Genomic DNA, 13,962 nt, shown 5'->3' on the forward strand with positions numbered 1-13,962 from the left:
CTTCGCGACCTGCGGCGTTGCGGTGGCTTTGCATTTTCTTGATGTGAAGGGATGGCCGTCACGGCACCCATTGAACACGATCCTCGCTTCCTCCGAATGCTCCCGAGTGACATCTGCAGTGATTGTTGGTGGGCTGGTTGTCAGTGGCGGGTGGTACACCTTGGCTGTTGTTGTGGCGCTGCGGTCTGCAACTGGAGGTCCGATGGGCTCGGAGTCCGTTGACCAGTGGTTATGGGGTGAGTCAGTTGGACTGAGTGTCCATGCACGCTGCCTGTCCGCTCTGCGCAGGCGAAGGTGAGCTGTTGCCAACCTCGTCTCGCTTGCGAGGGTTGTTTCTTGACCTGGCCGGGTGGGCAGGTCAGGCCGCCTGGTTTTCGTCGACGTCCGCTTCGCGCAGGCGGAGATGGTCCCGCCAGGCTCATGGGGAAGCGGAGCGCCCACGCCTGCCCCCCGCTGGGATAACCCCGCATCTTCACCTTGACACCCGTGATCGTTGGGTCACCCCGTGGTCGGCCTGCTCCGGTTCACCTCCGCTCGCGCGGAGCTCACCGCTGGCCCTGGAACGCCTGTTCGGCCTCCCGCTTCGGAGCTTTCCGGGGCTCGGCAGCGTTGCGGACTACCTCCCCTTCGCTGTGGCACGAGCAGCCTTGCACTGCTTGAGGGATGAGGACGACCCGGACGCCGGGTTCACTCGGGCCCTCCTGGGGAGCGACATCCATCCGACGGCGCCAGCGGACTGTCCTACGCGCGCTCCGTAACAGCTCTTTTCACATGCCGATTGCCCGAGACGAGTAGCCGCACAATATGGATGAAGCCTCGGCGCAGCGCTTTCAGCCCTGGCGAGGTCATACGTGATCAGCGGAAGAGCGGGATGCAGCCCGACAGCCCGACTACTCCTACAGGCGTCATGCTGGCGTAGCCCTGCCAGTCGGCTGCTTCGATGACCTCCTCTGTCGGCGACGCCTGAAACGCGACCCGCTGGCGACGGGTGACTATTGACCCCCGGTCCATCAGTTGATCTTGATGCTGTCCGGAAGGCAGCTTCGCGCTACCCCACCGGATTGTGGCACTACTTCCCGTCTGGATATGAGTACGAGCGTTTCGCGCCAAGTCTGTCTAGTTCCATGCGAGTTGGTGTATATGCCCGTTAGGTAGCGCATCGTATCCATGGAGCATCGCTCTGCAATCACCGCTGGTGAGAGGAGTACTGCGTGCCATCGTTCCAGACGGGCTCGGTCCCGCACGGCTTCACCATCGACGAGGCGGATAAGCGCATCCACTACAAGGACGCGCAGGTCATCCCCGTTCCGCCACCCAACGCCTCCGGCTTCGGCTGGAAGAAGCTCTGGTTCTCTCTTGGCGCCGACTACGTGGACGTCCGCATCAAGGTGGCCGTCCACAACGGCACGTCCTGGACCGTCAACAACTATGACGTCCTGGCCGGCGGCCCGAGGGTCGGTTTCGAGGTCACCACAGGCACCACCAAGATCAGCATCGGCCGGGTGAAGAAGTCCGCGACCGACACCAACGACAACTCGCCCGTCGGCTGGCTACTCGAATCCCAGGCATAGGGGCGTCCGGTGCGGCAGCAGGGCACCTGCCCCGCTGCCGCACCCTCGCACTGGGCCTCGCGCCCTAGTCGTTGCTGGTACTTTCGGCGGGTGGGACGCGTCCGAGGTCGCGTCCGCGCATGCGGAAGCTGTCGCCGCGGAGGCTGATGACCTCCGCGTGGTGGACCAGGCGGTCGATCATCGCGGCGGCGACGGTGTCGTCACCGAAGACCTCTCCCCAGCGTCCGAAGGGCTTATTGCTGGTCACGATCACGGATGCGCGTTCGTAGCGGCCGGAGATGAACTGGAAGAAGAGGTTGGCCGCTTCCGGTTCGAAGGGGATGTATCCGACCTCGTCGACCACGATCAGCGGGTAGCGGCCGCGGCGGGTGAGCTCGTCGGAGAGCTTGCCGGCCTTGTGGGCATCGAGGAGGCGGGCGACCCACTGGGCGGCGGTTGCGAAGGCGACGCGGTGGCCGGCCTGGCAGGCCCGGATCGCAAGTCCCGTGGCGAGGTGGGTCTTGCCGGTGCCGGGCGGTCCGAGGAAGATCACGTTCTCCTTCCCGGCGACGAAATCGAGGGTTCCCAGGTGAGCAATCGTTTCTCGCTTCAGGGACCGCTGGTGGTCGAAGTCGAAGTCCTCCAAGGACTTCCGGGCGGGGAAGCGGGCCGCGCGGATGCGGCCTTCGGCGCCGTGGGCGTCGCGGGCGGCGACCTCGCGCTGGAGGCAGGCGACGAGGTATTCCTCGTGGCTCCACTCCTCCGCTCGGGCCCGCTCGGCGAGCCGGCCGGCTGCCTCCCGCAGGGAGGGGGCCTTCAGCGCGCGGGTGAGGAAGAAGATCTCGGAGGTGACGTCCCGGCCGATGCCGGCAATCTTCTTCGAGCTCGTGGTGGTCATGCGACTCCTTGTCCGAGGCCGCCGTCGATGACGCCGAAGATCCGGTCGTAGGTGTCCAGGGACCGCATCTCGACCTCGAGCTTCTCGGCGGGCTCGGGCTTGATGGTGGTGCGGGCAGCGACGGCTGCGGCCGCGTGAGTGGGGTCGGTGAGGGTCTGGTGCTTGGCCCAGCAGCGGGTGTGACGGGCGACTTCCGTGCCGTCGCAGGTGACGAGGACCTGGTCGAGGTCGGCGGTCACCTCCACTCGCCGGCCGACGGCGAGCGGGTGGACGGAGTAGTCGCAGGTGTCGAGGCGGACGTAGTGGTCGCGCGGCAGCCTGAGGCTGGACTTCCACCAGCCGGGCGGTGAGACGGGTGGGATGCCGAGCATCCGGGACTTGTCGGCGTCGAGCCGGTCCGCAGGCCTCGCCTGCAAGGTCCGGTGGAGGCGCCGGTTGGCCTTGGTGAGCCAGTCGGCGAGCTGGACGTTGAAGTCCGCCGGCGAGGTGAAGACCCGGCCGGGAAGGAACGAGGTCTCCAAGTACCCGTTCGCCCTTTCAACCAGTCCCTTGGCTTCGGGGTCACGGGGCTTGCACAAAATAATCCTGATTCCCAGCAGGCCGGCGAACGCGGCGAAGTCCTCGGTCAGCTGCGGGCCACCGGACCGCCAGGAGCCGACGGCGCCTTCGTTGTCCCAGACCAGGGCCTTGGGCACCGCTCCGAGGTCGGTCAGCAGCCGCCAGTGCCCGGCGATCAGGTCGGCCGCGTTGCGCGACGGCAGCATACGGGCGCTGATCCAGCGCGAGTAGCCGCAGACCATCACCAGCACTGGCGGGGAGCTGGTCTGACCGAAGCCCAGCGGGATCTCCGCGGGCGGGAACCACAGGTCGCACTGGGCGGGCGAGTTCGCCCGGTTCATAGACTGTCCGCGAAGCGGGGTCCACCGGCTGGAAAGCCGGCCGGAGCTCACGCACGCGGTCCTTGAGCACGGTCATGCTCCGGCTCCAGCCGATCCGCTCTGCGATCACGGTCGCCGGCATGTCCGGCCACTGTTCCAGCAACTCGCGGATCTGCGGCTCGACCGCGTCCATGATCGAGCCCTTCGGAGCCCGCTGGTACTTCGGCGGCGCGTCGCTGGCCACCGCCCGCCGCACCGTGTTCCTGGCGATTTCCAGCTTCCTGGCGATTGCCCTGATCGGCATCTTCTCGGCCCGGTGCAACCGCCGGATCTCTGCCCAGTCCTCCACGCTGATCACCCACCCTCCCGGTCTGACTCAACGAGCCAGACCGCCAGAGGGGGTCAACTTTCAAACGTCGATCCTGGTCCACTTTTCAGACGACGCCCACACTCCTCATGGGCGTCATAGAGGAGGCCGTCGACGGCGATGCGGTGCGTTCCGTTGGGGTGGTAGCCGAACTTGCGGGATACCGACCGGGAAGCCGGTGCGGGCTTCGCTGGTGGTGGCGAAGTCGCGTGCGGAGAGGTTCTGCTGGCCGATGACCTGGCCCTCGCGGAAGACGGCCAGGAGGAGGCGCCAGTACTCGCGGGTCCAGCCGCCTCGCGCCCACCAGTGGTTCTGCACGACGCTCCTGGCCCGCTCGGCCGGCGGGGCGGATGCCCAGGGCTGCGGGAAGTGCACGGTGCCTTTGGGGACGACTCCGTCGGCGGCCACCTGGGCGAGGGCGTCGAGATCATCGTCCGAGGGGAGGCGCAGAACGAGATCGGCGGTGGTGAGCTGGAGCACGGTGAGGGGCCAGTGGCGCATTGGGGGCTCCGGGGGTCAGGGCCCGTCGAGTCCGAAGACAGTGCCGAACGGGTCGATGAGCTGGCAGATGCGGCGGCCGGGCTCCACGTCGAGAGGGCCGCGGTGATGCGTGCAGCCCGCTTCGAGGAGGTGCTTGCGTTCGGTGTCGAGGTCCTCGACGGATCAGTACGGGACGGTGCTTCGCCCGTGGACGTTGGCCTTGGGGGAAACCGGGTGAAAGCCGAACTCGAGTCCGTCGAGATCGAGCCAGGCGTAGCCGGAGATGCCGTTGATGTCGAGCTTGACCTCTGCGTCGAAGATCTCCCCCCACCAGCGGGCGGCAGCTTCTGGATCCTCGACGAAGACCATGACCGTGCGAATACCGCGCACTGGGGATTCTCCTTGTGTCGGGAAGTGGCACGGTACCGCCGGGGTGGTCACTCGTGGGCGCCGTGCAGGGAGTGCAGGCCGGTGGCGGCGGCGAACGCCGTCAGGGTGCGTGTGAGGTCGTGGTCGTTCCACTGAGCGCCGAGCTTGCGTACGTGGTGCACCCTCGGCAGGGCAAGGGCTGGCACTGAATCAGCGGCTCACCTCCGCTCGCGCGGAGCTCACGCCCGACGCGCCTATGGCACCCCTGCCATTGTCGGCTCACTTCCGCTCGCGCGGAGCTCACGCGCCGTTCCCCACCGTGACCGCCTGGGCGGCCGGCTCACCTCCGCTCGCGCGGAGCTCACCCTTCGCGACCTGCGGCGTTGCGGTGGCTTTGCATTCTCTTGACGTGAAGGGACGGCCGCCACGGCCCCCATTGAACACGATGTTGCTTCCTTCTGAGTGCTCCTGAGCCACATCTGCAGTGATCGTTGGTGGGCTGGATGTCACTAGCGGGTGATACATCTGACCGTTGCTGTGGAGCTGCAGCCTGCACCTGGAACTCCGGTGTGATCGGAGTCAGTTGACCAGCAGCTACGGGTGAGCCAGATGGGCTTGACCTGGCCGGGTGGGCAGGTCAGGCCGCCTGGTTCTCGTCGGCCTTGTCTGGCTCCGGGGCTGTCCCTAGGCCGTACATGCCGCGGAGCTCCTTGCCCCCCTTCGTCTGCCTGTGGATTTTCTCCGCCCTGACCAGCCGAGACAGCGCATTGTCGAACGTTGATCCGCTCACCCCTGCCAAGGCGGAAATTTCGTCCTTGTGCTTGTAGATCACTTCGAGGCCCAGCGGGTCGGCGACGTCCTCGAGTGCTTGGAGGATCTTGTCATCGCTGCTGAGCGCCTTCCTGGGCAGGTCGATACCGCCCACGAACGTGGTGGGGGCGCTGTCCTCGTCGTCCGGCAGGACGGAGCGGGCGGCCAGCTCCTCGCGCTCGTCCCACAGCGGAAAGTCCTGGGGGACCGCGATGTTGTTGTGGTCGATGTAGGGGGTGGCGTCCTCAAGGATCCAGTTCCGCATCATCTCCGGGGCTCCGTCGGGGCCGGCGGCGAAGCCCAGGCCGAACGTGCGCTCCGGGTTGCTCGGCGGAGTGTTGGGGTTGTAGAGCATGCCCCGTTCCTCGGCCCAGACGGCGGGGATGTCGGAGGGGTTGCAGCCGGCGAAGTTCTCCGGGAGGTCCACGCGGTGCTTCTGGTCGGAGTCGGAGCGCAGCAGGATCAGTGCGCCGCCGTAGACGATGTTGTCGCGGATTGCGGCGTCTCCGCCGAGTTCGGCGAGGTTCATGATTTGGTTGGCCAGGATGATGGGCATGCCCAGCGATCGGCCTTGGGTGGCGAAGGCGTTGGCGATGAAGGTGGCTTCCTTTTTGTAGGAGGCGTGTTCTCCCAGCATTTTGGACGCTTCGTCCAGGGCGAGCGGTGCCCATGGGCGCATGGGGGAGGGGTGGAAGTTCTTCAGGCCCAGGCGGGCGGATTCTGCGATGCGGTGCTGGAGCAGGTGGTAGCCGATCCGCATGGTTGCGATGGCGCCCTCGATGCCTAGGCCGGCGTGGGCGGACATGGCTTCCACGGACGGGTTGGAGGAGCCTTTGGGGTCGGCGTAGAGGATCGCGGAGCCGTTGACGTGGTGGGCCAGGGTGACGATCTGGAGGGTGCCGCCTTTGCCGGAGCCGGTGACCCCGGCGATCAGCAGGTGCTGGGCGCCCAGTTTGGGGTCGAAGAGCTGGATGCGGGAGGGGAAGCCGGACACTCCGCGGCCGATGACGATGAACCCGTCAGTGTCGGCCTTCAGGACGTGTACGCCGGGGAAGGGGACGCCCGTCTCCAGGGGGTTGGTGTCCATTTTCCGGATGACCGCCTCGCGCGGGTTCTGGCGCGGCTCGTATGAGACCAGGAGCGGCGTGGTGCGCAGGGCGCCGGCGAGCGCGGCCCGGTCGGGGACGTTCAGCTTGTCGGTGGTCTCGTCGGCGACGACGAGAGCGACCTGACCGCCGGTGTTGGGGTCGTCCTGAACATCCCGCAGGTGGGTTCCGGGCATGACGCCGCCGGGCCGCGCGACGAATTTCCTCCAGGCCCCGGCCAGCGTGGAGGAGTCGATCTCCGGTGGGGCCACCAGGTTGACAGTGATGTGCCGTTCCCCGGCGTGGGCGCCGTCGGCGAACTGGATCCAGGCCGCGGGCACGCGGTAGACGGAGGACACCGTCTGTGCGGTGACGGAGACGGACGCGCCGGCCGGGGCAGTGACCGTACCGGTCCAGCGGGCCGGGCCCAGGGTGCGCACGATCAGCTCCTGGCCCTTGTGCGCGCCGTCGCGGGGGTGGGAGATGTGTTCGGCCCACTGCTTGAGGATCTGCTCCGCGGCGGTCGGCGGCGGAGCTGGTGCACTCTGCGGGGCAGTGGTCGGTGCCGGGGTGGTCTGCTGGCGGCGGAGGACGTTGCGGAGTTTCCACGGCACCAGGGCGACGGCCGCCCACCAGCCCAGAGAAATGATGCCGGGGATGGAGGGCAACGTGAGCGCTCCGGCCATCAGGGCGTCCGCTCCCTGGGGTCCCATCAGGGTGCCCATGCCCAGGGCCATGCCGGCCGTCAGGGTGGAGATGAACATCGGGGAACGGTGTGCGGTGATGATGTCGCCTGCGGGAATGTTGTCGGCGAGGCCGGCCGGGAGGCGGACCATGTAGTTGGCGGCCATGAAGCCGGCGCCGCCGCTGTAGGCGATGACGGCGGTGGAGGCCGCTGCGGTGTCCAGGAACGGGGCCAGGACACCGGTGGCGAGGGGTGCGACGGTGGTGGCGATGGCGATGGCGCGCTCGGTAGAGGACTCACGCGACACGGATGTGGCATTCGAGGACACGGAAGTACTCCTAGATGGCTGAGTGATGACGCTGCCTGGGAGAGGAGGGGCGGGACTGGGCTTTGTCAGCGAGATCTGGTTCTGGCTCAGGCTCCGTGGTCCGGCCACGCTGAGTCACGGATCGGCATGTGGGGGCGACTCACGGACGGGCACGGTTCCGGAGAACGTGAGTCCGGAACCGGGGCTCAGCTCGGGTGAGGCCCACTCAGCCGGGAGTGATCTGATATGAGTTGATGATGAATGCTGAATCTCTTGACCACGTGGAACGCCTGCTCGCAGAGCGGGCTTGTGAGCGGCTGGTCGTCGAGTTCGTCCACCGGCTCGACCTCGGGGACCCGGGCTCGGTGGCGGAGCTGTTCACGCGGGACGGCACTTGGGAATGGCCTGCTGGCGACCGCCGCATTGCGGGTCACGACGCCCTGCGCACCTACTTCGGCAACCGCCCCGCAGACCGGCTGTCACGCCGTATATGCACCAACATCCTGGTCACCGTGACCTCTGCGGATACCGCCTCCGCCACCACCTACTTCACCACGTACCGTGTCGACGGCTACAGAGAGGGCCTCGTACCACCGCGGCCCCCGGTCCAGGTGGGGCACTACGAAGATACATTCCGCAAGGTGGACGACACCTGGCTGCTCACCACGCGGGTTCTCTTCCTCTCCTTTGCCGGTCCCACGGAACGCCTCGGGGGGCCTGGCCAGTCATGAGCTCGGCTCCCGCTCGGCCGGCCGCCAAGAGACCTGCGCCACGAGGAGTGACACTCCACAGAACCTGAGCCAGAACCGGCTCTCGTGAACAAAGCCAGGCGGGACCGCGTGCTTTCTGGTCCCGACTCGCGAGGGATGGTCTATTCCTGGCGGAACCATTCGCGGTTGATGGAGTGGACACTGTCCACAGGTGCGCGGGAGACGGCTTCCTGGATACCGCCATGGGTGGTGTGCGCCTGGTCGTAGGCACCCTTGGCCGCCTTGGCGGTGTCGTCCGCGGAGGCGGCGTAGGCGATGGAGGCTTCGGAGACGCCCTTCATGATCCGTGACAGGTCGCGGGTCTCCGCCACGGTGGAGGAGTCCACGCCCATTCCGCCGATCACCTCCGCTACGCGGCCGGTGTCCTGAGCCTCGTCTTCGATCTTCTGCGCTTCGCTACGGATCGCTTCGGCGGCCTTGGTGACGTCCTTCTTCAGGTCGGTCACGGCCCTCTGGAGCTGGGTGTAGGTCAAGTCAGCCATGAGTGTTACCTCCTGTAGAAGGCGAGTTCGGCGGGCGCCGTCTCGTCGGAGTCGACGACGGCCCGGTAGATGGCGCCGTACCGGGTTTCCGCATTGGCCAGGACGACTGTCACGCTCTCCGCCGCCTTCACTGCCCGCTTGTGGATCTCCGCGGCCCTGATCGCCTGGACCTTCGCGGCTTCCTCCACCTTGGTCAGGGCGGCGGCCATCTTCTGCCCTCCCTGGACGGCCTTGGCGTCTTCCAGGAGCTTCGTGGCCTTCTTCACCTGCTCTTCCGCGTGTACCTGCAGGTTCTTGGTGCGCTCCGCGATCTTCACCATGGACTCGGCCTTCGCCTGTAGACGCCGCTCGAAGGCTTTCAAGGAGCGGACTTCTCCACGGCTCATGGACTCCCTCTCGGCGCCGTCGCCCAGCAGGACGTGGGAACCGTTGACCTCCGTCACTCCGATCGGTTCGGGCTTGGGCTCGGGGGTGTGGTAGTCCGCGCTGCTTCCGCTCACTGGCTTCTCCTTGTCACGATCCCTTTTGCGCTCCTCACGCGCCTCGTCCAGGCGCTCCTTGTCACGGGCCGCTGCCTCCTTGCCGTCCTGCCAGCCGTCCTTCACACCGTCGCGGTAGGCCTGGACCTGGGCGACGGTGCGGGCGGCGCGGTGACCGTCGCGGTATCCGGCCTCGCGGGACTCACGCGTGGACCAGGGTTTCCCGCCCTTCCCTGCTTGTCCGGCCTCCGGCTGCCGGCCAGGCTTCGAGCCGGGCTTCGGACTGGAGCGGGACGCCCCGCCCTGCCCCTTGCCGGAGCCACCGGATGTGCCTGGCGTACCAGGGGCACGGGCGCTGCCCCCACGGGGGCCGGTGCTGTTCTTGCCGGAGCTTTTCTCCCCTGCTCCTTTGGTGCCGGTGCCACCGGACGACGCACCGCCCGGCCTGGCGCTTCCTCCAGGCCCCGTGCCGGAGCCAGAGCCGGTTCGGGAACCGTTCTTCCCGGTGCCTCCTGCGGGTCTCCGGCTCCCGCTCGTACCGTCGGCCTTGCCGCCGGTGCCTCCGTTCCTCGGCGAACCCGGTCCAGGGCTTTTCGTGCTGCCGGAGTCCTTCGCGGCATGGTTCCCAGGCCTCGTTTGCCCGCTGCCGTCCGGCTTCTTGGAGGTATGCCCATTCGCCTTTCCGCCGGTCGGCCCGCCACTACCTGGGCCGCGTCCTTGGCCACCGCCGGAACCGGACCCAGCCACGCCGCCGGAACGTCCGGCGGGGCCCTGATGTGCAGTCCCGTTGGAATTCCTTCCGCTCCTTCCAGAGGGTGACGCGGAGCCTTTATTACCCAACGATTTTCCACCGGATGCGGCTCCATTCGGCCCTCTGCCAGGAAGGCCATTGGATTTGTTCACGGAGACCGTCCGAGCCTCTTTCACTTGATGCGCCGTAGCCCTGGCCTTCGCGAGCTCCAGGCGTTTGTTCAGCGCGCCGCCTCCCTTGCCCCAACGGGCCGCACCGGCCAGCAGCCAGGCGCGCCAAATCCCCTGCTTCTGTAAGGGCCCTATGGTTTTACTGTTGGCCTGTGCACTGGTGCCGTCGCCGTGGTAGACGGCGCTCGAGGCGCCCGCCACGGGTGCCTCCTGGGCTCCTTCGGCCGATACCGCCTGGGGGGTGGCATCGAAGGGCGGCCTGGCGGGTTCGATGGGGGCCAGCACGGAGGCCAGCCGCCCCGGCGGGGGAGTGCTGGGGAGGTTCGGATCGGGAGGGTCGGCCGGCCCTGGAGCGGCTGCGGGGATCGTGTCTGCCGCCATTGCACACCTCACTCTCTGTAGTTACTTACTACTTACTTCCCAGCCGGAAATCCACGGTCAGGGCCTCTGAGGGGTCGGATGGGGCGTGCTCGAGCTGGGAGGTAAGTGGGAAGTGACTACGCGTTGTTGCTCCGCGTGCCCTTCTTCGCGACGGCCATCAGGAACAGGGCCAGGACCCCGCCGCCGATCAGGAGACCCTGGTTACCCCCGCCTCCGTCGGCGCCCTTCGAGGAACCCGCTGCCGCCATGGCGTCGCCGGCGGACGCGCCGGGGTACTGGGTCTGGCAGTCGCGCACGACATCCTGGTGCGAGGGGGAGCCGTAGCCCTTACCGACCCGGGTGGAGTTGTTCTTCACGCATGCGTCGACGGACGCCTGACGGGCCGTCTCCTGACTGGCCGCCGCCTTACGGTCGGCTTCGTTCGCGCGGTTGATTTCCCGGAGTTTCTCCAGCTCCAGGGCCTGCGCTTTCAGTGCGATCTCCTGGGCCTTGGCCTCGCTCTCGGCAGCCTCAGCCGAATACACCTGGTAGCCGATGAGACTGCCTCCGGCGATGACCGCCGCACCGATTCCCAGAGCGAGTTTTCCGCGCCTCGTCAGCCCCGGCTTCTGCGGCTGCGTCGGTGCGCCGTAGGGGTTCTGATCGATGCTTTCCGTGGAGGAAGTAACGGTCAGTCCCTTGACGAGCCGGGACCACTCTTTGTCTTCGTTGACGGACACGTTCACTCTCCGTTCTCTCGTGCTGTGCTTGCGGCCCTGGTCAGCAGTTCCTCGACAACCGAGAAGTGCTGGCCGGGCAGGTCATTCCAGGCGAAGAACTGCATGTCCACGCCGCATTCGGACAAGACGTGCTGCATACAATGGACGGCCCGCTCTCGCCCCTGCGGGGTGACGTGTCCGGTCTTCTCGAGCAGGTTCTGGGCGCCGCGGATACACATCCGGCCGGTGGGCGTGACATCCAGGGACTGACACCAGCCGTACCGCTGGAGCACCGCCAGGACCTGCTCGAGGTGGGCGGAGGGGGCCAGCGGGGCCGGGTCCTGCCACCAGCCCAGGCCGGCGAGCAGGATGCGTATGGACCGGGGGAGGAGCCGGTGAGTCCACGGCGGTGTCGGCGGCTTCGACGCGCCCTCCGGCAGGCCTCGCGAAGCGTTGGCGGCCGGTTGCCGTAGGGGACTGGAGGCACCCCCGCCATAGGGCGCGTGGGGGGTGCCGGGGTGGTGCAGCACCGCGGTCGAGGGCGGCGCCGGACGAACGGGGGACATGACGGAGGACCTTCCGTGCAGTCAGTTACTGCTGGTGATGGCTGCGCGTTCCGGGTCGTCCTGCGGACGCAGGACGCCGGCGACGCGCATGAGGCGTACGGCTCGTTGGGTCCGGCAGCCCAGTGCGTCCCGTGCACGGGTGACGGGCATGCGCCCGTCCGGGTCGGTCGGTACCTGACGCAGCCGTGCGAGGAGCTCGCTGTCGGGGCGTATGGCGGGAGGTCCGGACGGGGCAGGACGCTGACCGGACGCCCCGGCATGACGCTTGCCGGACGGTCGATCGGACGGGGGAGAATCCGCAGGTGGGACGGGGCGACGCCCCGTCCGTTCGCTCTGCTTGTCCGGAGCTGTACGGTCTGCCGTCCGGTCGTCGCCAGGGCGGTTGGCCGCAGACTCGCCGGGCGGGGCGTCCGATGGAGTCCGGTCGCCGTCCGGGCTGGTGGTGTTTGCGGTGTCCGGCGTCAGGCCGGCGTCATGTGACGGCTCCGGATGGGTGCCGAGAAGGTGGTGGACTCGCCAGACGACGATCGGGGCGATGCATGCGACCAACGCCACCAGCCACCACTCAGGGTGACCGTCCGGCTGGACGCCGAAGATCCCCCGCTCGGCAAGGTGGTAAACGACGTTCGTCGTGATCATCATGCTGAGCGCGAGCTTCACATCGCGCTTGCGATGGAAGGCAGCGGCGGCCCAGATGTCGATACACACCGGCAGCAGGAAGCCGACCCAGCCGAACCCCACCAGCCGCGCCAGGTGATACTCGCCCATCGCCGTCAAACCGATCCCCGCGCCCAGCGTCGCCATCGGCGCCCGCGCCCACACCCACCGCGTCACCTTGCTCCGAGCCCCCGGCCGCGCCACCGCCTCCAGCTCCCGCCGCACCGCCTCTCGATCCTCCTCAGCCTCGGCCCGCACACGCCCGGCCTCCGCCAACCGCTCCTGCGCCGCGGCCTCCACCAACGAGGCGTGCCGCTCGGCCTCCGACCGCACTTGCTGCACCTCACGCGCCACACGTGCCCTCAGCTCACTGACCTCGCGGTTCGCCTTGGCGAGCACTGCAGCCGACTCCTTCTCGGCCTGCTCGCGCAGACCGACCGCCGCCTCGAGCCGGCCACGCGCCTCTTCGTCAGCCCTGGCGAGCACAGCCTCGGCCCGCCGCTGTGCCTCCTCCACGAGCTGGGTGGCCTTCAGGGCGGCGGTCTCGGCGTGCTGGCGGGCAGCGGTCTGCTCCTGCTCGGCCTCGGTACGGATCTGCTCGGCACGCGTCCGGGCCTGCGCCAGGAGCCGCTCGGCTTCGGCCTCCGCGTCGGACTGCAAGCGCTCGGCTGCCATCCGCCGCTGCTTCACGGTGTTCTCCGCGGCCGCGAGGTCGCCCTCGGCAATCTCACGGGCTCGTACCACGGCCTGCTCTGAGGCCGCCACCTGCTCATCGTTCAGGGTCCTCAGCCGTCGGGCCCGGTCCGACGCCGCGGTCAGGAGGTCCTCGGCCTCCTCCGTAGCCTTCGCCACCACGGCCTCGGCGTCCGCCAGCTGCTGACGAGCCTGCTCCAGCAACGCCTCGGCGTCCGCGCGGGCGTCGATGAGCAACTGGTCGGCGACCGTTCGGGCATCGGCCAGCTCACGGTCCGCCGCTTCCCGAAGCTCGCAGGCCTCGAGACCGGCCGTACTGGTGAGGGACTCGGCCTGGCCCCGGGCGTCCTCGAGGAGAGCCGAGGCCTGACGGCGGGCCTCCTCAGCACGATGCTCAGCATCCCGCTCGGCCTCTCGTTCGAGGCCGACGGCCGTAGCGCGCGCCGCGTCGACGATGGCACCGGCCCGGGACGACGCGTCTGCGACCAGAAGCTCGGCGGTGGCCCGCGCGAGATCAGTCTGGTCAGCGGTACGGTCCCGGGTATCAGCCGCCCTCTCGAATGCGGCAGCCTGCAGAGCGCCGGCCTCCTCGCGGGCCAGGTCCAGGATGTCTGCGGCGCGGTCGCGGGCGTCGGTGTCCCGCTCGACACTGACACCCTGGAAGGCCATGGCCGTCTCGCGCGCGACGTCGAGGAGATCGGCGGCACGATCACGTCGGTCGGCGACCTGGGCGTCGGCCTCGGGCCGCCCCGTGGCCACAGCTGGCCTCGGTGCTGCCGGAACGGCGGCGCGCCGCGTCGGTGCCGCGGCCGACGTGTTCGTCGGCGTCTTCTTCCTCTGGTTACGGGTACGGGTCGCGGTGCGCGCGGCCATTGCTCTTGCCGTC

At 68.2% G+C, this 13,962-nt stretch carries 11 protein-coding genes and 1 pseudogene; 2 read left to right on the forward strand and 10 right to left on the reverse strand.

Translation table 11 applies throughout. The annotated features are described in order from the left end of the window. Positions 1–1,211: 1,211 nt before the first annotated feature. Positions 1,212–1,571, forward strand: a complete 360-nt coding sequence (locus tag AC07BS_RS03365; RefSeq protein WP_478929836.1) for a hypothetical protein — start codon at positions 1,212–1,214, stop codon at positions 1,569–1,571. 64 nt (positions 1,572–1,635) lie between these two features. Here AC07BS_RS03365 and istB read toward each other — a convergent pair whose 3' ends face one another. The 5 genes and pseudogenes from istB to AC07BS_RS03390 all read right to left on the reverse strand — a co-directional run bounded on the left by istB (position 1,636) and on the right by AC07BS_RS03390 (position 7,450). Continuing rightward, positions 1,636–2,448 (reverse strand): IS21-like element helper ATPase IstB, encoded by an 813-nt coding sequence (gene istB, locus AC07BS_RS03370; protein WP_478929837.1) that lies wholly within the window; start codon positions 2,446–2,448, stop codon positions 1,636–1,638. After that, positions 2,445–3,684 (reverse strand): annotated as a pseudogene (istA, locus tag AC07BS_RS03375) (IS21 family transposase). Before istA ends, istB begins: the two are co-directional and overlap by 4 nt. A 105-nt stretch (positions 3,685–3,789) precedes the next feature. Further along, positions 3,790–4,194 carry a GNAT family N-acetyltransferase gene (locus tag AC07BS_RS03380; protein ID WP_478638031.1) on the reverse strand — a complete coding sequence of 135 codons (405 nt, stop codon included), beginning with the start codon at positions 4,192–4,194 and terminating at the stop codon, positions 3,790–3,792. Between the two features lie 162 nt (positions 4,195–4,356). Next, on the reverse strand, positions 4,357–4,563 hold the full coding sequence (locus AC07BS_RS03385) for a VOC family protein (RefSeq protein ID WP_478929839.1): 207 nt from the start codon (positions 4,561–4,563) through the stop codon (positions 4,357–4,359). Between the two features lie 616 nt (positions 4,564–5,179). Further along, a complete protein-coding gene (locus AC07BS_RS03390; RefSeq protein ID WP_478929841.1) occupies positions 5,180–7,450 on the reverse strand; it encodes a P-loop NTPase family protein in 2,271 nt (756 codons plus the stop codon). 236 nt (positions 7,451–7,686) lie between these two features. On the opposite strand from AC07BS_RS03390, the gene AC07BS_RS03395 reads away from it, so the two are divergent. Next, on the forward strand, positions 7,687–8,160 hold the full coding sequence (locus AC07BS_RS03395; protein WP_478930062.1) for a nuclear transport factor 2 family protein: 474 nt from the start codon (positions 7,687–7,689) through the stop codon (positions 8,158–8,160). Between the two features lie 140 nt (positions 8,161–8,300). On the opposite strand, the gene AC07BS_RS03400 is transcribed toward AC07BS_RS03395, so the two are convergent. The 5 genes from AC07BS_RS03400 to AC07BS_RS03420 form a co-directional block, all read right to left on the reverse strand. Next, positions 8,301–8,681, reverse strand: a complete 381-nt coding sequence (locus AC07BS_RS03400) for a hypothetical protein (protein ID WP_478929843.1) — start codon at positions 8,679–8,681, stop codon at positions 8,301–8,303. 5 nt (positions 8,682–8,686) lie between these two features. Beyond that, on the reverse strand, positions 8,687–9,286 hold the full coding sequence (locus tag AC07BS_RS03405) for a hypothetical protein (RefSeq protein ID WP_478929845.1): 600 nt from the start codon (positions 9,284–9,286) through the stop codon (positions 8,687–8,689). Between the two features lie 1,292 nt (positions 9,287–10,578). Then, complete coding sequence (locus AC07BS_RS03410) at positions 10,579–11,181, reverse strand: hypothetical protein (RefSeq protein ID WP_478929847.1); 603 nt, start codon at positions 11,179–11,181, stop codon at positions 10,579–10,581. Positions 11,182–11,183: 2 nt separating this feature from the next. Continuing rightward, positions 11,184–11,726, reverse strand: a complete 543-nt coding sequence (locus tag AC07BS_RS03415) for a DUF6197 family protein (protein WP_478929849.1) — start codon at positions 11,724–11,726, stop codon at positions 11,184–11,186. Between the two features lie 21 nt (positions 11,727–11,747). Beyond that, positions 11,748–13,949: a coiled-coil domain-containing protein gene (locus tag AC07BS_RS03420; RefSeq protein WP_478929850.1), complete on the reverse strand. Its 2,202-nt coding sequence runs from the start codon at positions 13,947–13,949 to the stop codon at positions 11,748–11,750. Positions 13,950–13,962: the final 13 nt, after the last annotated feature.

It is taken from the genome of Streptomyces sp. NPDC044063 (genome assembly GCF_056434285.1).